The organism is Enterobacter cloacae complex sp. BZL2005, assembly GCF_049238885.1.
Classification (GTDB): domain Bacteria; phylum Pseudomonadota; class Gammaproteobacteria; order Enterobacterales; family Enterobacteriaceae; genus Enterobacter; species Enterobacter roggenkampii.
The window spans coordinates 79,059-97,443 of sequence record NZ_JBMKGI010000004.1 but is presented as its reverse complement, the minus strand read 5'-3'; the positions used below and the strand labels follow the sequence as shown (position 1 = coordinate 97,443).

The 18,385-nt window shown below is 54.1% G+C and carries 20 protein-coding genes and 3 tRNA genes; 11 read left to right on the top strand and 12 right to left on the bottom strand.

All coding sequences use genetic code 11. The features are described 5' to 3' along the window. Window positions 1-212: 212 nt before the first annotated feature. Window positions 213-1,760 (top strand): YjjI family glycine radical enzyme, encoded by a 1,548-nt coding sequence (locus tag ACOTXI_RS10060; RefSeq protein WP_421633871.1) that lies wholly within the window; start codon window positions 213-215, stop codon window positions 1,758-1,760. Then, window positions 1,735-2,595, top strand: coding sequence for a YjjW family glycine radical enzyme activase (locus ACOTXI_RS10055; RefSeq protein ID WP_058654235.1), 861 nt, complete (start codon window positions 1,735-1,737; stop codon window positions 2,593-2,595). The genes ACOTXI_RS10060 and ACOTXI_RS10055 overlap by 26 nt, the downstream gene beginning before the upstream one ends. Here the strand turns inward: ACOTXI_RS10055 and ACOTXI_RS10050 are convergent. The 8 genes from ACOTXI_RS10050 to ACOTXI_RS10015 all read right to left on the bottom strand — a co-directional run bounded on the left by ACOTXI_RS10050 (window position 2,590) and on the right by ACOTXI_RS10015 (window position 8,952). Then, window positions 2,590-3,372 (bottom strand): TatD family hydrolase, encoded by a 783-nt coding sequence (locus ACOTXI_RS10050; RefSeq protein ID WP_072205866.1) that lies wholly within the window; start codon window positions 3,370-3,372, stop codon window positions 2,590-2,592. The two genes, ACOTXI_RS10055 and ACOTXI_RS10050, sit on opposite strands and share 6 nt — an antisense overlap. Beyond that, window positions 3,369-4,421 carry a patatin-like phospholipase family protein gene (locus tag ACOTXI_RS10045; RefSeq protein ID WP_058654236.1) on the bottom strand — a complete coding sequence of 351 codons (1,053 nt, stop codon included), beginning with the start codon at window positions 4,419-4,421 and terminating at the stop codon, window positions 3,369-3,371. Before ACOTXI_RS10045 ends, ACOTXI_RS10050 begins: the two co-directional genes overlap by 4 nt. 120 nt (window positions 4,422-4,541) lie before the next feature. Then, on the bottom strand, window positions 4,542-4,703 hold the full coding sequence (locus tag ACOTXI_RS10040) for a DUF1328 domain-containing protein (RefSeq protein ID WP_003856556.1): 162 nt from the start codon (window positions 4,701-4,703) through the stop codon (window positions 4,542-4,544). A gap of 127 nt (window positions 4,704-4,830) precedes the next feature. Continuing rightward, a complete protein-coding gene (gene osmY / locus ACOTXI_RS10035) occupies window positions 4,831-5,448 on the bottom strand; it encodes a molecular chaperone OsmY (RefSeq protein ID WP_008502075.1) in 618 nt (205 codons plus the stop codon). A 299-nt stretch (window positions 5,449-5,747) separates the two neighbouring features. After that, window positions 5,748-7,337, bottom strand: a complete 1,590-nt coding sequence (gene prfC, locus ACOTXI_RS10030) for a peptide chain release factor 3 (protein ID WP_058654237.1) — start codon at window positions 7,335-7,337, stop codon at window positions 5,748-5,750. Between the two features lie 91 nt (window positions 7,338-7,428). Further along, the gene (gene yjjG, locus ACOTXI_RS10025) at window positions 7,429-8,106 is read right to left on the bottom strand and encodes a pyrimidine 5'-nucleotidase (protein WP_047746202.1); all 678 of its coding nucleotides are present in this window, start codon (window positions 8,104-8,106) and stop codon (window positions 7,429-7,431) included. A gap of 20 nt (window positions 8,107-8,126) precedes the next feature. Continuing rightward, the gene (rimI, locus tag ACOTXI_RS10020; protein ID WP_008502078.1) at window positions 8,127-8,570 is read right to left on the bottom strand and encodes a ribosomal protein S18-alanine N-acetyltransferase; all 444 of its coding nucleotides are present in this window, start codon (window positions 8,568-8,570) and stop codon (window positions 8,127-8,129) included. Further along, on the bottom strand, window positions 8,539-8,952 hold the full coding sequence (locus ACOTXI_RS10015; protein ID WP_021240586.1) for a DNA polymerase III subunit psi: 414 nt from the start codon (window positions 8,950-8,952) through the stop codon (window positions 8,539-8,541). Before ACOTXI_RS10015 ends, rimI begins: the two co-directional genes overlap by 32 nt. 102 nt (window positions 8,953-9,054) lie before the next feature. Here ACOTXI_RS10015 and rsmC point away from each other — a divergent pair, with 102 nt between their 5' ends. The 4 genes from rsmC (at window position 9,055) to ACOTXI_RS09995 (ending at window position 10,586) form a co-directional block, all read left to right on the top strand. Then, the gene (gene rsmC, locus ACOTXI_RS10010) at window positions 9,055-10,083 is read left to right on the top strand and encodes a 16S rRNA (guanine(1207)-N(2))-methyltransferase RsmC (protein WP_008502080.1); all 1,029 of its coding nucleotides are present in this window, start codon (window positions 9,055-9,057) and stop codon (window positions 10,081-10,083) included. A 172-nt stretch (window positions 10,084-10,255) separates the two neighbouring features. Next, window positions 10,256-10,342, top strand: a tRNA-Leu gene (locus ACOTXI_RS10005). A 28-nt stretch (window positions 10,343-10,370) separates the two neighbouring features. After that, window positions 10,371-10,457, top strand: a tRNA-Leu gene (locus ACOTXI_RS10000). A gap of 42 nt (window positions 10,458-10,499) precedes the next feature. Next, window positions 10,500-10,586 (top strand) — tRNA-Leu (locus ACOTXI_RS09995). A 39-nt stretch (window positions 10,587-10,625) separates the two neighbouring features. On the opposite strand, the gene ACOTXI_RS09990 is transcribed toward ACOTXI_RS09995, so the two are convergent. Then, window positions 10,626-10,895, bottom strand: coding sequence for a DUF1435 domain-containing protein (locus ACOTXI_RS09990; RefSeq protein ID WP_072205867.1), 270 nt, complete (start codon window positions 10,893-10,895; stop codon window positions 10,626-10,628). Window positions 10,896-11,110: 215 nt separating this feature from the next. On the opposite strand from ACOTXI_RS09990, the gene ACOTXI_RS09985 reads away from it, so the two are divergent. Together ACOTXI_RS09985 and fhuF are read left to right on the top strand one after the other, a co-directional pair. After that, window positions 11,111-12,175: a GGDEF domain-containing protein gene (locus ACOTXI_RS09985; RefSeq protein WP_008502082.1), complete on the top strand. Its 1,065-nt coding sequence runs from the start codon at window positions 11,111-11,113 to the stop codon at window positions 12,173-12,175. Window positions 12,176-12,270: 95 nt separating this feature from the next. Next, window positions 12,271-13,059, top strand: a complete 789-nt coding sequence (gene fhuF / locus ACOTXI_RS09980; RefSeq protein WP_058654238.1) for a siderophore-iron reductase FhuF — start codon at window positions 12,271-12,273, stop codon at window positions 13,057-13,059. An 82-nt stretch (window positions 13,060-13,141) separates the two neighbouring features. Here fhuF and ACOTXI_RS09975 read toward each other — a convergent pair whose 3' ends face one another. After that, window positions 13,142-14,488 carry a PTS sugar transporter subunit IIC gene (locus ACOTXI_RS09975; RefSeq protein WP_032675905.1) on the bottom strand — a complete coding sequence of 449 codons (1,347 nt, stop codon included), beginning with the start codon at window positions 14,486-14,488 and terminating at the stop codon, window positions 13,142-13,144. A gap of 328 nt (window positions 14,489-14,816) precedes the next feature. Between ACOTXI_RS09975 and ACOTXI_RS09970 the strand changes: the two genes are divergently transcribed. Continuing rightward, entirely contained in the window at window positions 14,817-15,275 is a 459-nt protein-coding gene (locus tag ACOTXI_RS09970) for a YbaK/EbsC family protein (protein WP_008502085.1), read from the top strand. A 38-nt stretch (window positions 15,276-15,313) separates the two neighbouring features. On the opposite strand, the gene bglJ is transcribed toward ACOTXI_RS09970, so the two are convergent. Next, the gene (gene bglJ / locus ACOTXI_RS09965) at window positions 15,314-15,949 is read right to left on the bottom strand and encodes a DNA-binding transcriptional activator BglJ (RefSeq protein ID WP_032622978.1); all 636 of its coding nucleotides are present in this window, start codon (window positions 15,947-15,949) and stop codon (window positions 15,314-15,316) included. Then, window positions 15,946-16,683 (bottom strand): helix-turn-helix transcriptional regulator, encoded by a 738-nt coding sequence (locus tag ACOTXI_RS09960; RefSeq protein WP_008502087.1) that lies wholly within the window; start codon window positions 16,681-16,683, stop codon window positions 15,946-15,948. The genes bglJ and ACOTXI_RS09960 overlap by 4 nt, the downstream gene beginning before the upstream one ends. A gap of 410 nt (window positions 16,684-17,093) precedes the next feature. On the opposite strand from ACOTXI_RS09960, the gene ACOTXI_RS09955 reads away from it, so the two are divergent. Together ACOTXI_RS09955 and ACOTXI_RS09950 are read left to right on the top strand one after the other, a co-directional pair. Further along, the gene (locus tag ACOTXI_RS09955) at window positions 17,094-17,870 is read left to right on the top strand and encodes a threonine/serine ThrE exporter family protein (RefSeq protein ID WP_021240591.1); all 777 of its coding nucleotides are present in this window, start codon (window positions 17,094-17,096) and stop codon (window positions 17,868-17,870) included. Further along, entirely contained in the window at window positions 17,861-18,334 is a 474-nt protein-coding gene (locus ACOTXI_RS09950) for a threonine/serine exporter (RefSeq protein ID WP_020885295.1), read from the top strand. Before ACOTXI_RS09955 ends, ACOTXI_RS09950 begins: the two co-directional genes overlap by 10 nt. Window positions 18,335-18,385 lie beyond the last annotated feature (51 nt).

Sequence of the window (18,385 nt, the reverse complement as noted above, 5' to 3'; positions counted from 1 at the left end):
GTATTCTAACATCCACCCGCATCCACACTTCGACATTCATCACAGTTAATGAAAACTGCGTGCAAATTTGCATTACTGTAATGAGATCTTCTTCAAACTTTAGCGCGCATATTGCGGACTAAAGCAGCGATACCCCCTGTCGGATCAAAAGTGCCGACAGGCAGGCTTTCTACAATCCGTTCATCATCCGCAGAACACTCAAGGAAGCGAACATGTCCCACTCCAGCCCCGACGCCCTGCAACAACGTTGCCAGCAGATTGTGACAAGCCCGGTGTTATCCCCGGAACAAAAACGTCATTTTCTGGCGCTGGAAGCGGAAAACAACCTGCCGTATCCGGCACTTCCTGAAGCTGCGCGCGCCGCGCTGGACGAGGGGTTCATCTGCGACATGTTCGAAGGCCATGCGCCTTACAAACCCCGTTACGTTCTGCCGGATTACGCAAAATTTCTGGCTAATGGTTCAGAATGGCTGGAGCTGGAAGGGGCAAAAGATCTCGACGACGCCCTCTCACTGTTAACCATCCTCTACCACCATGTTCCGTCCGTCACATCGATGCCGGTCTATCTCGGTCAGCTTGATGCGCTGCTGCAACCGTATGTTAGAATTCTAACACAAGAAGAAATCAATAGCCGAATAAAACGTTTCTGGCGCTATCTCGACCGTACGTTGCCCGATGCCTTTATGCATGCCAATATCGGGCCGGAAGATACCCCCGTCACGCGCGCCATTCTGCGTGCCGATGCAGAGCTGAAGCAGGTCGCGCCGAACCTGACCTTTATTTATGATCCAGCGATCACCCCGGATGATTTGCTGCTTGAGGTGGCGAAAAACATATGTGAATGCAGTAAACCGCATATTTCTAATGGCCCGGTGAATGATAAAATTTTCACAAAAGGCCATTACGGCGTAGTGAGCTGTTACAACTCCCTGCCTCTGGCAGGCGGTGGCAGCACCCTGGTGCGCCTCAACCTCAAGGCCATCGCCGAACACAGTACGTCAATGGAAGACTTCTTCAGCCGCGCCCTCCCGCATTACTGCCAGCAGCAAATGGCCATCATCGATGCCCGCTGCGATTTCCTGTATCAACAATCCGGCTTCTTTGAGAATAGCTTCCTGGTGAAAGAGGGGCTGATTGATGCCGATCGGTTTGTGCCGATGTTTGGCATGTACGGCCTGGCAGAAGCGGTAAACGTGCTCTGTGAGAAAGCCGGGATGACTGGGCGTTACGGCAAAGACGAGCAGGCCAACGCGCTGGGCTATCGCATCAGCGAACAGCTTGCGGCGTTTGTCGAAAACACGCCGGTGAAACACGGCTGGAAGCAGCGCGCGATGCTGCATGCGCAGTCGGGGATCAGCTCCGATTCGGGCACCACGCCGGGCGCGCGCCTGCCCTACGGCGACGAGCCGGATCCCATCAGCCACCTGCTGGCGGTGGCGCCGCACCACAAGCACTACGCTTCCGGGATCAGCGATATTTTGACGCTGGATGAGACGGTAAAACGTAACCCGCAGGCGGTGGTCCAGCTCTGTCTCGGCGCGTTCAGGGCGGGGATGCGCGAGCTTACCGCCAACGTCGCGGGTAACGATCTGGTGCGCGTTACCGGTTATATGGTGCGGTTGTCGGATCTGGAGAAGTACCGGGAAGCCGGATCGCGCACCAATACCACCTGGCTGGGTGAAGAAGCCGCGCGCAATACCCGTATTCTGGAACGTCAGCCGCGCGTGATAAGCCATGAACAGCAGATGCGCTTTAGTTAGTCAGGTCATCCCTTTTTCCTGCGTGGACGGGCCGGGCAGCCGCCTGGCGCTGTTCCTGCAGGGCTGCAACCTGCGCTGTAAAACCTGCCACAACCCGTGGACGATCGGCCGCTGCAACGACTGCGGGGACTGCGTGCCCCACTGCCCGCACGACGCGCTGACCATACAGGCGGGACGCGTCTGGTGGCAGGAGAGTGACTGCCAGCAGTGCGACACCTGCCTGCACCTGTGCCAGCAGCAGGCAACGCCCATGGCGCACCGCCTGAGCGTGGAGGAGATCCTTTCACAGCTCCGCAAATCCGCACCGTTTATCGAGGGGATCACCGTGAGCGGCGGTGAGGCCACAACGCAATTACCGTTTTTAGTGACGCTGTTCACCGCGATCAAAGCCGATCCCGACCTGAATCATCTGACCTGCCTGGTCGACAGCAACGGTTTGTTAAGCGAAACCGGCTGGCAAAAGCTGCTGCCGGTACTGGATGGCGCGATGCTGGACCTGAAAGCATGGGGGAACGAACACCACCGCTTCCTGACCGGGCGCGAAAACCCGCAGATCAAGCAGAGTATCCGCTGGCTGGCAGATCGTAATCGTTTAACGGAGCTCCGCCTGCTGGTGATTCCGGAACAGTGTGATTATCTGGAACATCTGAAGCCGCTGACGGCGTTTATCCACGGGCTTGGGAATGTGCCGGTCCGCATCAACGCGTTTCATGCGCATGGCGTGTACGGCGAGGCGGCGTCATGGCGCAGCGCCACGCCGGAAGACGTTGAACCGCTGGCGCGGGCGCTGGAAAAACAGAAGATAACGGTGATCCGTCCTGCGCTTTATCTATAGCGTGATGCCAAATACCGAACGCGTATTTTCCAGCAGCGCACCGGCTATGGCCTCTTCAGTCTCTTTTCGCAGTTCGCACAGGGTGGCAAACACGCGCGCCGCCTGTTCCGGACGATTCGGCTGGCCCTGAAAACCGTTCAGCGGCATGTCCGGCGCGTCGGTTTCCAGCAGAAGCGCCGACAGCGGCAGCTGTGCCATCACGTCCCGGGTTTTGCTGGCGCGCGGATAGGTGATGGTGCCCCCAACGCCGATTTTGTACCCCAGCTCGATAAAACGCTGCGCCTGCTGCAGGCTGCCTGAGAAACCATGCACGACGCCCTTACGCGGCAAATCGATACGCTTCAGGTGCATTGCCAGCTTATCGTGTGTGCGTCTTGAATGAAGGATCACCGGCAGATCGTGACGCTTCGCCAGCCTGAGCTGCGCGTCGAGGATCGTCTGCTGGCGCTCAAAATGCGGATGCTCGCGATAAAGATCGAGGCCGATCTCACCGATGGCGACAAGCTTGTCGCCTGCGGTCTGCACTATCTCATCAAGTCGCTCAATGTCCTCATCCCGATGCCGCTCAATCACGATCGGATGCAGGCCGAGCGCCGCATAGAGCGCAGGGTGACGCGTGGAAAGATCCAGCACGCGGGAAAAGTAAGCCGCTTCCACTGAAGGCACAATAATGGCCTGAACGCCTGCCTCGGCCGCTTTCGCAATGCTTTGCTCTTCATCTCCCGTAAACGGCGGGAAATCAAAGTGGCAATGGGTGTCGACAAAGCGGTGCATCACGCCAGATCCTCGTTATCCAGTAAAGCGTCATTCGCCTGCGGAATGTCAACCAGGGGCACCGTCAGGGCGTCGTTGGCGACAACCGCAGGCGGCGTAATAATGCGTTTATGGCGATGAAGCGGCGGCTGCTCTGCCAGCATTTTCCCCACCGTCGCCAGGAAGTAGCGCCCACACAGCCGCCCCGTTTTGTAATCCATACGCAGCGCAGGAACGCGGCTGCCCAGCGCCATGCTCAGCAGCGGCTTAGGCGGATAAATTTCAAAAATACGCAGCTTGCCCGGCGGTTTCTCAATGAAGCGCTGCATCGCGCCGTAGGTGGTTTCATGCTGCTTCGCGATGTTCACCAGCGGCTGCAGGCTGCTGTCGCCCAGCCAGCGCTCCATCCGCTTAAACCACTGCGGGGTGTAATACATTTGCGACGGTACGGTACGGATCACCACAATGGTTTTCGCCCCGCGACGGGCGGCTTCCTGCACCGGCACCGCGTCACTGATCCCCCCGTCCAGATAGCTAATACCGTCCAGCAGGGCACCGGTACGATAAAAGCCGGGGATCGCGCTGGAGGCGCGGATAATGTCCAGCCAGTTCTCTTTCTGAGGCGAAAAATAGCCCGGCGAATAGTCATCGCCCCGGCTGGCACACATCCAGAATTCTTTACCGCTATCAAACAGACGGGCGGCAGTATCCATGGCCAGCGGCATCTGGCTGGAGGTTGACTCCAGCAGCCAGTCGAGATCGATCAGGTTGCCGCCGCGCACAAACCGCACCGGGTTAAAAAATTCTTTCGCCGTGGTGTAGCGCATGATGACCTTTCGCGCGTAGCCGGGCTGGTTACAGACATAGGCAGAGAGGTTCTGCGCCCCGGCAGAGGTGCCGAAGTAAAGGTCAAAGGGGTTGAACTGCGCGCGCATAAATTCGTCCAGCACGCCAGCGGTGAAAATGCCGCGCTGTCCGCCACCCTCGCAGACCAGCGCGAGTTGACCCGCGCGAAACGGTTTTAACGTCAGCGGCGCAATATTGCCGAGCGTAACGGGAATTCGTTGCCCCACCTCTGCTTTCCTGTTTTGATTATTTTATAACACCACAGTAACGCACCCGACCTGTTACGCAAATAAGAAAAAGCCAGTCACAGTGACTGGCTTTATTTTGTTGAAGGAATATTGCGTTTGCTACGGACGTCTACGACCCGTAAACAGGCTGACCAGGAACAGAATAATACCCACAACGAAGACAATTTTAGCTGCCCATGCCGCTGTACCTGCCAGACCACCAAAGCCCAATGCGGCGGCAATTAACGCGATAACCAGAAATATAATGCCCCAACGAAACATAAGCTTCTCCTTTACCATAGTTAATGTCGGCCGCTAAACGTGAGCGCTCAGGTCACTCACCGGCGTTTTTCCAGAGTCGTTCTTATTTCGCCCGCAGGGTTTAGCCAGACGGGCGAATGGTCGAGATTTACTTCGTTTTCAGATCGTTTTTAACGCTTTTCACACCATCAATCGCCTTCGCGATGGACTCGGCACGTTCACTTTGCGCCTGCGAATCTACCGTACCGGAAAGCTGAACCACGCCATCGGTGGTTTCCACTTTCACCTTACGGGACGGCACGATGTCATCTGCTAAAAGTTTAGCTTTGATTTCGCTGGTGGTGGCTGCATCACCGGCATAACCTTTCACCGACGCGTTTTTGCCGTCACGGACGTGCAGCTTATCGCTGACGGAGGCGACGCCTTCGACGCCTTTCGCCACTTTTACCGCCTGTTCAGCCTGAGCCTGGCTTTCAACAAAGCCGCTCAGCGTGACCACTTTCTTGTCGGTCTTAACGGAAATATCGGTGCTCTTGATGGCTTCATCATCCACCAGTGCGGCCTTCACTTTTGCTGTGATAGAGCTGTCATCCATGAAATTGCCGACTTTATTCATAGAGCTATCGATTTTTTGCCCTGCGCTATCGGCCGTGGATTGTGCTTTATCCATGGTGCTGCTTTCCGCCAGGGCGGAGCCGCTCACCAGAACGCTACCCAGTGTTACAGCCAGCAGAGTTTTAGAAATCTTCAGTCTTGTCATATTCATCGATCTATTCCTGTGTTGACCCGTTATTCGGGCTACATACTTCCTTAGTAGTGATATATATTGCGAATAAACACACGGGCAAATTGGATAACCTAAAGCCATGCATTGAACAGTTAATTTATCCACGCCCGGTGTTAAACACTGAGTTAAATATAGATCACTCTCACAGAGCCGCTTTCAGAATTGGGTAAAAAATGGGCGAATAGCGTGAAATTGCGTTGAATTAAGAACATTCCGCAAGGGATTAATAAGACAGGAAATAAAGAAGAGCACGGCGAATGCCGTGCTCTGAGAGGGGATTAGTGCTCGCGGGTTTTACGGAACTGAACGTCCGGATAACGTTCCTGCGTCAGGTTCAGGTTGACCATCGTTGGCGCGATATAGGTCAGGTTATCGCCGCCATCCAGCGCCAGCTGAACTTCATTCTTACGCTTGAATTCTTCGAATTTCTTCACGTCAGGACACTCAACCCAGCGCGCGGTCGCGACGTTCACCGATTCGTAAATCGCTTCTACGTTGTATTCGCTCTTCAGGCGCGCAACGACCACGTCAAACTGCAGCACGCCGACCGCACCCACGATCAGATCGTTGTTCGCAATCGGGCGGAACACCTGCACGGCGCCCTCTTCGGAGAGCTGAACCAGGCCTTTCAGCAGCTGTTTCTGCTTAAGCGGATCGCGCAGACGAATGCGACGGAACAGCTCCGGCGCGAAGTTCGGAATACCGGTGAACTTCATCATTTCGCCCTGCGTGAAGGTATCACCGATCTGAATGGTGCCGTGGTTGTGCAGACCGATGATGTCGCCCGGATAGGCCTCTTCAACGTGGGAACGATCGCCCGCCATAAAGGTCAGCGCATCGGAGATGACAACGTCTTTCCCGATACGCACCTGGCGCAGCTTCATGCCCTTTTCATATTTACCGGACACCACGCGCATAAAGGCCACGCGGTCACGGTGTTTCGGGTCCATGTTGGCCTGAATCTTAAACACGAATCCGGTGAACTTCTCTTCTTTCGCTTCCACTTCACGGGTGTCGGTTTTGCGCGGCATCGGCTGCGGCGCCCACTCCACCAGACCGTCGAGCATGTGGTCAACGCCGAAGTTACCCAGTGCGGTACCGAAGAAGACCGGGGTAATTTCGCCGCTCAGGAACAGCTCTTTGTCGAATTCGTGAGACGCGCCCTTGACCAGCTCCAGCTCGTCGCGCAGCTGCGCGGCCAGCTCTTCGCCGACCGCCGCGTCCAGATCCGGGTTGTCCAGACCTTTCACGATGCGCACTTCCTGAATGGTGTGGCCTTTACCGGTCTGATACAGGTAAGTTTCGTCTTTATAGAGGTGATAAACCCCTTTGAACAGCTTACCGCAGCCAATTGGCCAGGTGATTGGCGCACAGGCGATCTTCAGCTCGTTTTCCACTTCATCCATCAGCTCCATCGGATCGCGGATGTCACGGTCGAGTTTGTTCATAAAGGTGAGGATCGGCGTATCGCGCAGACGGGTGACTTCCATCAGCTTACGGGTACGATCTTCTACACCTTTCGCGGCGTCGATCACCATCAGACAGCAGTCCACCGCCGTCAGGGTACGGTAGGTATCTTCGGAGAAGTCTTCGTGACCTGGGGTGTCCAGCAGGTTCACCAGGCAGTCATGATACGGGAACTGCATCACGGAGGTGGTAATCGAAATACCACGCTGTTTTTCCATCTCCATCCAGTCGGATTTTGCATGCTGGCTGGAGCCACGGCCTTTAACGGTACCCGCAGTCTGAATCGCCTGTCCGAACAGCAACACCTTCTCAGTGATGGTCGTTTTACCGGCATCCGGGTGCGAGATAATGGCAAAAGTGCGGCGCTTGGCCACCTCTTGCAGATAAGGAGACAACGTCATAATTAAATCTTCTTTTATAAGCGCGGCAGCACGCCACGCATCATGGAATACAAAATTGCGGCTATTTTACCCATCAACGGGGGGCAGGCAATCATTGTTTACACAGGAGTTGCTCCAGTTCGTTCAACGACGTCACGGTCCAGGTCGGCTCGATGCCTTCAGGCTTCACGCGGCCATGCGCATTGAGCCAGACGGTCGACAGACCAGCCTTCATGCCGCCCAGAATATCTGACTCTGCGGTATCCCCCACCATCAGGACACGATCGCGGTCGGGATTGCCGGCCTGCGCCAGCGCATAGTCGAAAATTCGCGGATCCGGCTTCGGCACGCCAACCTCTTCCGAGATCACCAGCGCGTCAAAATGATCGCGCAGGCCGGTGCGCTCAAGGCGGATCTGCTGCAGGGCGGTAAAACCGTTGGTGATGATCCCCAGTTTCACCTTACCTTTCAACGCATTCAGCAGAGAAACCGCACCCGGCAGGGGCGCACAAATATCGGCCATAGCGTTGAGGAAAGCCTCGTTCAGCGTTCCCGGACTGACCTTTAAGCGTTCCGCCCAGATGTCAAAGCGCTGGTGCTGAAGCTGTAACGCGGTGATGGCACCGTTCTGGTAATCCACCCACAGCGGTTTGTTGACCGCCTGATAGTCCTGAAAATCTTCAGCGGTGAAGGTTACGCTATAGTCGAGAAACATCCGCTGCAGGCCGCCGAACGAGTCGAACGTAAACAGCGTTTCGTCGGCATCAAAGAAAATCCAGTCCCATTTCATCGTTACAACCTTATTTTTTATTATCCAATCGGCAGAGCCATTATGATGGCGTCTTCACGTCCCTCTGCGGTGGGGTAGTAGTTACGGCGGATTGTCGCCTCGTTAAAGCCTAAGCTTTCATAGAGCGCGATGGCGGCGACATTCGACGCGCGCACCTCCAGCCACAGGGTGAAAACGTCACGGGTTTCGAGCTCACGGATGAGATGCTCAAGCAGTTCTCTTCCCAGCCCGCGGCGCTGAAACGCGGGATCAACCGCGATATTAAACAGCGTCGCTTCATCAAGAACAACCTGCGTGATCGCGAAAGCGGCCATGGTGCCGTCAACGTCCAGGCGGTAGTTCAGATACCGTTCGCCCTGATTGCTGGCGAAGGTTTTTTCGCTCCACGGAAACGCGTGGGCGCGTGTTTCAATCGCGAACGCGGTGGACAGGTCAGGCGTCGTGAGGGAAGAAATCGTGTTCATATTCGCAGATTTGTTGCCATAGCGCGCTGCGCGCTTTTGGGTTGGCTTTCAGTTCGTCCAGCGCTGGCGTGCAGATCTGGCTCCCCTGAAGAGAGATCTCATTTGCCTCTCCGATACGCCAGCTGTTACAGCGGCTATCAGGAGGCAGCATCGCGACACGCTCTGGCGTCAGCGGTAAAACCTGGTCGGCCGTCAGCTTCAGACTGCGAAGGACATCACCGATCAGGGGGTCATTCAGGGCAGGCAGTTCTTCCGCCACCATCACCAGGCGAACGTGCGCCGGTATGGAGATGGCGATTTCGCCCTGCAACGCCGTCGGGCGACGCAAAGCCCACTGGGTGATGCCCAGCTGCTGCAACTGCCAGTCTCGTCGGGATGTCATAGGGAAAACTCCTGTCTCTCAGGCGCGCAAATATAGCAAATGTGTCGAAAGTGCGCCATCTACCTACTATAATCCCCGCCTGAGTTTATTGAGGAACAATTCATGTCTGCATTTACCCCGGCAAGTGAAGTCTTGCTGCGTCACAGTGATGATTTCGAAGAAAGCCGTATTCTGTTTGCCGGAGATATGCAGGATGACCTGCCCGCGCGTTTCGACTGTGCTGAAAGCCGTGCCCACACCCAATACTACCACCACTGGCAGGTGCTGAGCCGCCAGATGGGCGAGCGCGCGCGCTTTAGCCTGGTGGCAGAGCAGAGCGATATCGCCGACTGCGATACGCTGATCTACTACTGGCCGAAGAATAAACCGGAAGCCCAGTTCCAGCTGATGAACCTGCTCTCCCTGCTGCCGGTCGGCTGCGATATTTTCGTGGTCGGTGAAAACCGCAGCGGCGTGCGTAGCGCAGAACAGCTGCTGGAAGGCTACGCGCCGCTGAATAAAGTCGACAGCGCTCGCCGCTGTGGTCTGTACCATGGCCGTCTGGAAAAACAGACAACGTTTGATGCGCAGGCATACTGGGACGAGTACCAGCTTGACGGCCTGACCATCAAAACCCTGCCGGGCGTTTTCAGCCGCGATGCGCTGGATACGGGCAGCAAGCTGCTGCTTTCCACCCTGACGCCGCACACCAAAGGCAAAGTGCTGGACGTGGGCTGCGGCGCGGGCGTGCTCTCTACCGTGCTCGCCAGCCATTCGCCAAAAGTGCGCTTAACCCTGTGTGACGTGAGCGCCCCGGCGGTTGAAGCCAGCCGCGCAACGCTTGCCGCAAACGGCATTGAAGGCGAAGTCATTGCCAGCAACGTCTTCTCCGACATCACCGGTCGCTTCGACATGATCATCTCTAACCCGCCGTTCCACGACGGTATGGAGACCAGCCTGGAAGCGGCACAAGCGTTGATCCGTGGCGCAGTTCGTCACCTCAACAGCGGTGGTGAGCTGCGTATCGTCGCGAACGCCTTCCTGGCATACCCGAAAGTGCTGGATGAAACTTTTGGCTTCCACGAAGTTATCGCCCAGACCGGCCGCTTTAAGGTGTACCGCACCGTGATGACGCGTCAGGCCAAAAAGTAATCGCCTCCCCTGTAGGCCGGATAAGCGAAAGCGCCATCCGGCTATACACGGCGCGTCCATCGGCCATTTTTGCATCAATCAAGGCATCACGCGCACTTTTCTGTTGACGTAAAGCTGAAAACAACTAGAATGCGCCTCCGTGGTTACGATACTTTTACAGTATCGATGGTATGCGAAGGTGGCGGAATTGGTAGACGCGCTAGCTTCAGGTGTTAGTGTCCTTACGGATGTGGGGGTTCGAGTCCCCCCCCTCGCACCATAAATCACGATGATATTGCTCGCACTGGGCGAAGGTGGCGGAATTGGTAGACGCGCTAGCTTCAGGTGTTAGTGTCCTTACGGATGTGGGGGTTCGAGTCCCCCCCCTCGCACCAACGAGGCGATATCAACATAGCAATAAAGAGTAAGATGACTGTGCGAAGGTGGCGGAATTGGTAGACGCGCTAGCTTCAGGTGTTAGTGTCCTTACGGATGTGGGGGTTCGAGTCCCCCCCCTCGCACCAATTATCTTACAACCCCTCTGAATTTCTTCTTTATCCCTGTTATTTCAAACTCATCAGTATCACCAGAATTCCGCTGACCAGCGCGACACAGGATGGCAGTAAAACAAAGTGACGCAGTTGCTTATGCCAGATCATGCCTGACGTGACTAACAGTCCTGACGCGATGATGACTTTCCAGGTATCGAGAGAGAGATCGGCAAACGTCAAACCGCCGAGAATGGCTCCCGGTAGCAGTACCCCCCAACCACTGCCCAGCGCTCTGTTCAACATGCTTTTCCCTCTACCAACGATAATGATAACCAATATCATATAACAAAAATTATCATTTGCCAGCTGAATGAATCAAAATCCATCGACCTTTACCTTTCCCGTAATGACAGGAATTGTCTAAGGTGATAAATTGCGCACCTGTTAACAACGTCTAAAGATTTTCTGATAATTACTCTTTGAGTTTTTTGCATATTTTATTGCGAAATAACACCTATTTATCTGTTTTAATTAAATTTTAATAAAAACACGCGACTATGACATCACAATCCTGGCGGTCTTTGGTTCACAGAAAATATCAATTATCGTTACGTTTATTTTTATTTCTGAACGCAACTTCGGCAGTGTTCTCGGTAACAAATCCGCTCAATTCTGTACGCCTGTTTTCCGCCCCTCTGATTGCTATTTTCGCCATCAGTACTGGCCTGTTCGTCTGGCACTGGAGAAAGCGCGCGCGGAAGATAAATATTCCTGTCGTTTCAGGTATCTTCGGTATTTTGTGGGCCTGGCAAATTGTCTCCAAATTCGCCTTAATTACTCAGGACCATGCGACATATTTGCTAATTGCTCTTTTAACAGTACTTTTTATCGGCACGCTGGCGTTCGCCAGTAATATCAAAGCGTTTACGCTGCATTCATTGCCCACCTTTATTGTCTGCCTGTGGTTAAGCGATCACGATATATGGCTGCGAATGACCTATTCTTTCGCACTTCCTGTGGTGGCAATTGCTATTCATAACATTTTGCAAAGACGCAACGACCGTTTCGCTCAGGAGCTGCTCTCTCGCCTTCTGGAAGAACGAGAAACCCTTACCGACCTCAGCATGATGGACCCGCTTACCGGGCTCTATAATCGTCGCGGTCTGCAAAGCCGTCTGGAGAATCTGCCCACGGTAGAAAATGGCGAACACTTTGTCCTGCTGATGGATATCGACCACTTCAAAGCCTATAACGACCATTACGGCCATATGATGGGCGACCAGGCGCTGAAGCGCGTCTCTGCGGCAATCCGCGACGCCGTGCGTTCTCGCGATATTGTGGCGCGTTTTGGTGGGGAAGAGTTTATGGTGCTGCTGACCAACATTTCACTCGAACACGCTCGCCAGACGGCCGAGCGGATCCGTCAGAAAGTGTATGATTTGAAAATCCCGCATCTGTTTAACGAAAGCGTCGCGACAAACGTCACTATCAGCATTGGCATCGCCATTTTCGAGGATGAAGACGTGGAAGGCGCGCTGGAAAAAGCGGACAAAGCCCTCTATGAAGCAAAGCATATGGGACGCAATAACATTCTGCTAAGCGAAGAGATTCAGACGGCATAACCCTACCGACGAGGTCACCAGGACAAAAGTCTTGCCATTGGTATGAGCAATAGTTAGGATTGGCAATCATTATCATTTAGATTTCTATCTATACTATGGCCACGCATACCGCACACATCGTCGAACCTCTCCTCTGGCGAGCGCCGCTCATCAGTGGGAATGCTTCGCTTGCAGATGCGATACGGGAAAAGATTGCGGAAACGCGTGCCCACCTGCTGGACTTTATCCGGCTTGATGAAGCGCCCCCGTCCCACGCGATGACGCTCTCAGAGTGGCGCCAACCGTCTAAGCTGCAATCACTGCTGGCCACCTATTCCGACCATATTTATCGCAATCAGCCTACCCTTACGCGGGAAAATAAACCCCTGCTCTCCCTCTGGGCGCAGTGGTATATCGGGCTGATGGTGCCTCCGCTCATGCTGGCGCTGTTAACACAGAAGAGCATGCTTGAACTCTCGCCGGATAATTTCCACGTCGAGTTTCACGAAACCGGACGTGCGGCCTGTTTCTGGATTGATCTCCACGAAGACCACAGCGCTGAACGCCTTACTGCTCAGGAACGTATGGAGCGGCTCATCACGCAGGCCCTGATCCCGGTGGTGGAAGCGCTGGAAGCGACGGGAGAGATTAACGGGAAGCTTATCTGGAGCAATACGGGCTATTTAATCCACTGGTATTTAACGGAAATGAAGCCGCTTCTCGGTGATGAGAACGTTGAGGCCCTGCGTCAGTCCTGTTTCTTTGCAAAGCAGCTTTCCGATGGCCGTGACAACCCGCTATTCCGTACCGTCGTGCTCCGTGATGGGCTTCTTGTTCGCCGCACCTGCTGCCAGCGCTATCGCCTGCCGGACGTTAAGCAGTGTGGGGATTGCACGCTCAAGTAGAGCAGTGAATTGCCCGGTGGCGCTTCGCTTACCGGGCCTACAAAAACAAAAACGGCAACCTGAGTTGCCGTTTTGCTTTTACCTAGGCCACCTGCTGATTGTCCTCTTCCGCGCTACGCTGCGCTTCTTCCGCTTCCTGCTCCAGCAGCTGCTTCTCATACACTTTGAAGAACGGGAAGTAGATGATCGCCGATACGCAGGCCAGAACCACAACCAGAATCGCCGCGCGGAAATCCCAGCCCAGGGCCCACGCTGCGCCTATCGGCGCTGGTGCCGTCCAGGGAACCACGGAGATGACGCGCCCAATCAAATCAAACGTCATCGCCGCCCACGCCAGCACGGCGTTAACCATCGGTGCCAGCAGGAACGGGATAAAGAACACCGGGTTCATCACGATTGGCGTACCGAAAATGACCGGCTCGTTGATGTTAAAGAAGCTGGGTACTACGCTCAAACGCCCGATAGAGCGTAAATGCGCTGAACGGCTGCGCAGATAGCAAATCACCAATCCCATCGTGGCGCCCGACCCGCCAATTACGATAAAGAACGTCCAGAACGCCTCCATGAAGATATGCGGCAAAGGCTGACCGGCGGCCAGCGCGGTCTGGTTTGCGCCCAGGTTCGTCAGCCAGAACATCTGCAGCATCCCGGAGACGATGGCGGCACCGTGGATCCCGGCGAACCAGAGCAGATGACCAATCAACACGGCCAGCAGGATCGCAGGCAGGGAATCTGCCGCGGAAACCAGAGGTTTAAAGACCGACATAATGGCCTGCGGGATCAGCATGCCAAACTGTGACTGAATCACCAGGCTCAGAGGATAGAGGGTCAACACCACCACCAGCACCGGGATCAGCAGATCAAAAGAGTTTTTGATCATCGGCGGGACCTGCTCCGGCAGACGAATGCCGATGTTATGCGCTTTGAGGAAACGCATCATCTCAACGCAATAAATCGCCACCAGAATCGCGGTAAAAATGCCCGTTCCCCCCAGACTGTCGACAGGGAGCGTGCCTTTGGTTTTCGGTGCCGCGACCAGCAGAAACGCCATCAGCGACAGCATGGCGCACATAAAGGGGTCCAGCTGATGAGATTTGACGTAGTGTTTGCCAAGGTTATAGGCAATGGCGGCACAGATATAAATGGACATGATGCCCATCGTCATATCAAACGGCGTCAGGATTTGGCCTTCAAACTGCTTCGCCATATCCAGCCAGGCGCGGGCGAAACCCCAGGTGGTATCAGGCGAAAAAGGTGGGTAAGCAAAGACTAACAAAAACGAACCCACAATCATAAACGGCATCGCGGAGATGAACCCGTCACGAATCGCCATAACGTGACGCTGGGAAGAGATCCGCCCGGCTATCGGGCTGACGTAATTTTCGACGAAACGGAATATCAGATTAAACGCAGCATGGTTGGCAGACATGGCAGATCTCCTGTCAGACGTTTGTTACGGGCACATACGCGCCGCACGTTGTTCCATACATCAGCTTCACAACCTTGCTGGCTTGCCAACCAGCGGTACTGCTCAGACGAAATGGTTTCATATTTGGCTCTTATTATTGGATACAGGGGACGTTACGTACTCAGTATTAATCTACGCTCCGCGCTCTGCAACCGGTTACTGTAACCGGTTTCTGTGATTGTGAAGAGGATCCAGAAATCAGCCGTTTGGGGTATTTGTTACTTAAGAGATATTTACAGAGCATAAATTCTTATGACAGATTACGCAGGATATTTGTCAGGAGGAAACAATGAGTTTGCAGTCTGTACAGCAGTTTTTTGCCGACAACGCGCCGGATATAGACGTTATTGAGCTTAGTCAAAGTACTGCTACCGTTGCGTTGGCTGCAGCCGCCCATCGTGTCGAGCCGGGACAAATCGCCAAGACCCTGTCACTCAAGGTTAAAAATGAGGTGATCCTGGTGGTGGCGAAAGGCGACGCGCGTCTGGATAACAAAAAGCTCAAAGACACCTTCGGTGCGAAAGCGCGCATGCTCAGCAGTGATGAAGTGGTGACCATTACCGGTCATCCCGTTGGCGGTGTATGCCCGTTCGGACTGGAAAACCCGCTCGCGGTATATTGCGATATCTCTTTGAAGCAGTACGCCGAAGTGCTGCCCGCCGCAGGCGCAATTCACAGCGCTGTGCGCATTTCACCTGACAGAATGGCAGAACTGACTTCCGCAAAATGGGTGGATGTCTGTATCTGATTGACGCGCCAGAGTGTATCTGGCGCGCAAAAGACGGGTTATAAAAATGTGGGCGTGAGGAGAGCCAAACATTGCGGCTCTCTTGCAGGAAGATGCGTAATAATATCCGCCGCATCGAGCAACCCTACGTCTGAATTCACACCCAGTTTCACCATCGCATTAAACTTATGTGCCCGAATGGTCTTAATATTCCGTTCAAGCTGTGCCGCGATTTCAGGGATGGAATACCCGCAGGACATATAACGCAATATTGCCCGTTCTGTGGGGCTTAGCATCCTGTTCTGACTCCGGTACCAGTGATTCAGCATATTGTCATTGATGCGCAGCGTTTCGCTGAGCAACTCCACGAGTTCCTTCTGCAGATGCTCAAGCGTCACCGATTTACTGACTACTCCGTGCAGGCGCGATGGCGAAAGATGGCTAATTAGCCGTGCTTCCATCTCGTCAGAAACCAAAATGATGCGCTGGATATGACCGTGCGTAAACGCCAGATCCCGCAGGTGCGCCAGGCAGTTACGGCGCTCCTCTCGCGCATCGGAAAGGGAGTAGATCAGCGAGAAAAAATTAACGTGATGAAGTGCATTCTTAAAACTGTCAAATTCACTAAACAGGTGTAGCTGATAATGGCTCAGGCCGGGCATCGCAAAAAGATGCTGTAGCCCGACGGCACTCATCGCGCAATTTTCGATGATGGCGATATGTCTTGTTGAATCGGTTTTTTCCATTCCTCGAACTCTCCATAGGCTGATAGCAAACTCAGCTCTCTCATTCCCTGTGTACTGTTGATCCAGGCATACATATCCGCATTACTTCGTAATGACAGCCGTCGCATCGCACTGTTTTTCTGCGCACTGATGGTTTTATTGCTCTTCTTGAGCAATGTGGCGATTTGGTTAATCCCCCATCCTTTCCCTAACAGACGCAGGACCTTACGTTCGGAGTGCGTGAGCGCGATAACGTGTTCATTTTCATTCTCCGTACTCTGAGGTTCCGGAGTTAATAACGTCTGGCTAATCCGCTCTGCCCGCTCGCTACCGGCCCGAATAGCGTTAACCACGCCTTCAATAGGCTCCATGTCAGAAAGCAATGTGCTTTCCGGGCGCATAAGTAACTCAACCGCAATAGGGTAAAGCGGCCGCGAGACTAAAAAGATCCAGTGAATATCCCGGTATTGATTTAATAAACCGTAATACTCTTCAAGCGCCCCCCGAGGGTTTCTGTATTCGCCTGAAATATCGGCAATAATGACGTCCGCGCGGCGCAACTGGAGCAGCGTTAATTCCTGCAATGAGCGGCAATAGCTCAATTCAAATTCGGGGAAATGACGTGCCATCAGGCCCCCTAACCCGTTTTGCATCACGGGCATCCGGCTAATGACAACGCCATGCTTACCATGCAATGACAACATAGACCCTCCGTGTCCATTTTTCATTTGATGAGTAAAGTTAAAACGCATCAACGTATGAGTATTTTCGTCCCTGAGTGTAAGACTGGTTAATACAAGCAGAAGATGAGATGTATGCTTAGTTTAAGAAATGCCTAAACAGCAGTAATATCTCACAAAGCGAAACAAAAATTAATTGTGGAGACATTAAAATAACGACAATATAAAATTAGAATAACTAAATACAAATATTTTATATTTTGGTATTTATAATTCACGGTATTGATAAATTAATCCATTCCCCCTTCCACGACACGGACTGCAACTGTTTGCACAAACCTTGATCTGGCCCACAGCAAGAGGGACTGCACTCTGTGCTAAAAGTACCCACTATGGGTTAACAGATAGCTATCCATCTTTTTCCAGGACAATACATGCAGGCAGAGCGGTCAACGCAGCGTGCAATCACGCGGCTATGTATTCAGTGCGGTCTTTTTCTGCTCCAGCACGGCGCGGAAAGCGCGCTGGTTGAGGAGCTTTCCACCCGGCTGGGGCTGGCGCTAGGGATGGACAGCGTCGAAAGCGCAATCTCATCCAACGCCATTGTGCTGACCACAATCAAGGACGGTCAGTGCCTGACCTCCACGCGCAAAAACCATGACCGCGGCATCAACATGCACGTCGTGACCGAAGTGCAGCACATTGTCATCCTTGCAGAACATAAGCTTCTCGATCTCAGTGACATTGAAAAACGGTTCAACCAGATCAAGCCATTACGTTATCCGCGCTGGCTCGTCGTGGTGATGGTAGGGCTCTCGTGCGCCTGCTTTTGTAAGCTCAACAAAGGCGGCTGGGACGGTGCAATCATCACCTTTTTCGCCAGCAGTATCGCCATGTATGTTCGCCAGCTGCTGACGCATCGGCAGCTGCATCCGCAAATTAACTTCTGCATTACCGCATTTGTCGCCACTACGGTTTCCGGTCTGCTGCTGCGCCTGCCGCAGTTTGCCAACACGCCGACCGTTGCCATGGCCGCCAGCGTGCTTCTGCTGGTCCCGGGCTTTCCGTTGATCAACGCTGTCGCCGACATGTTTAAAGGTCACATCAATACCGGCCTGGCTCGCTGGGCTATCGCCAGCCTGCTGACGCTGGCGACCTGCATCGGCGTGGTCATGGCCATGACACTTTGGGGGTTACGCGGATGGGCGTGATCGATTTTCTGCTGGCGCTGGCGCAGGACATGCTTCTGGCCGCCATTCCAGCCGTCGGCTTCGCGATGGTATTTAACGTACCGCAACGCGCGCTGCCGTGGTGTGCGCTGCTGGGCGCGATTGGCCATGGCTCGCGAATGGTGATGATGACGGCGGGTTTTAACATCGAATGGTCAACATTTATGGCCTCCATGCTGGTCGGCAGTATCGGCATCCAGTGGTCGCGCTGGTATCTGGCGCATCCCAAAGTATTCACCGTTGCGGCCGTGATCCCCATGTTTCCGGGGATATCGGCCTATACCGCGATGATTTCCGCGGTGAAAATCAGCCATTTCGGCTATACCGAGCCTCAGATGATCCTTCTTCTCAGCAACTTTCTTAAGGCCTCGTCCATCGTCGGCGCGCTCTCCATCGGGCTGTCGATCCCCGGCCTGTGGCTGTACCGTAAACGCCCACGCGTTTGATATTTGTGTTATTTCGCTGCCGTGGAGATAATCCGTCTGGTCCGTTTGGTG

Bases quoted from the DNA above. Each gene is read 5' to 3' on its own strand.
- ACOTXI_RS10060 (WP_421633871.1), top strand. From the start codon at position 213: ATGTCCCACTCCAGCCCCGACGCCCTGCAACAACGTTGCCAGCAGATT.
- ACOTXI_RS10055 (WP_058654235.1), top strand. From the start codon at position 1,735: ATGAACAGCAGATGCGCTTTAGTTAGTCAGGTCATCCCTTTTTCCTGC.
- ACOTXI_RS10040 (WP_003856556.1), bottom strand. From the start codon at position 4,703: ATGTTTCGTTGGGGCATTATATTTCTGGTTATCGCGTTAATTGCCGCC.
- osmY (WP_008502075.1), bottom strand. From the start codon at position 5,448: ATGAATATGACAAGACTGAAGATTTCTAAAACTCTGCTGGCTGTAACA.
- prfC (WP_058654237.1), bottom strand. From the start codon at position 7,337: ATGACGTTGTCTCCTTATCTGCAAGAGGTGGCCAAGCGCCGCACTTTT.
- yjjG (WP_047746202.1), bottom strand. From the start codon at position 8,106: ATGAAATGGGACTGGATTTTCTTTGATGCCGACGAAACGCTGTTTACG.
- rimI (WP_008502078.1), bottom strand. From the start codon at position 8,570: ATGAACACGATTTCTTCCCTCACGACGCCTGACCTGTCCACCGCGTTC.
- ACOTXI_RS10015 (WP_021240586.1), bottom strand. From the start codon at position 8,952: ATGACATCCCGACGAGACTGGCAGTTGCAGCAGCTGGGCATCACCCAG.
- rsmC (WP_008502080.1), top strand. From the start codon at position 9,055: ATGTCTGCATTTACCCCGGCAAGTGAAGTCTTGCTGCGTCACAGTGAT.
- ACOTXI_RS09990 (WP_072205867.1), bottom strand. From the start codon at position 10,895: ATGATATTGGTTATCATTATCGTTGGTAGAGGGAAAAGCATGTTGAAC.
- ACOTXI_RS09985 (WP_008502082.1), top strand. From the start codon at position 11,111: ATGACATCACAATCCTGGCGGTCTTTGGTTCACAGAAAATATCAATTA.
- fhuF (WP_058654238.1), top strand. From the start codon at position 12,271: ATGGCCACGCATACCGCACACATCGTCGAACCTCTCCTCTGGCGAGCG.
- ACOTXI_RS09975 (WP_032675905.1), bottom strand. From the start codon at position 14,488: ATGTCTGCCAACCATGCTGCGTTTAATCTGATATTCCGTTTCGTCGAA.
- ACOTXI_RS09970 (WP_008502085.1), top strand. From the start codon at position 14,817: ATGAGTTTGCAGTCTGTACAGCAGTTTTTTGCCGACAACGCGCCGGAT.
- bglJ (WP_032622978.1), bottom strand. From the start codon at position 15,949: ATGAGTGCCGTCGGGCTACAGCATCTTTTTGCGATGCCCGGCCTGAGC.
- ACOTXI_RS09960 (WP_008502087.1), bottom strand. From the start codon at position 16,683: ATGTTGTCATTGCATGGTAAGCATGGCGTTGTCATTAGCCGGATGCCC.
- ACOTXI_RS09955 (WP_021240591.1), top strand. From the start codon at position 17,094: ATGCAGGCAGAGCGGTCAACGCAGCGTGCAATCACGCGGCTATGTATT.
- ACOTXI_RS09950 (WP_020885295.1), top strand. From the start codon at position 17,861: ATGGGCGTGATCGATTTTCTGCTGGCGCTGGCGCAGGACATGCTTCTG.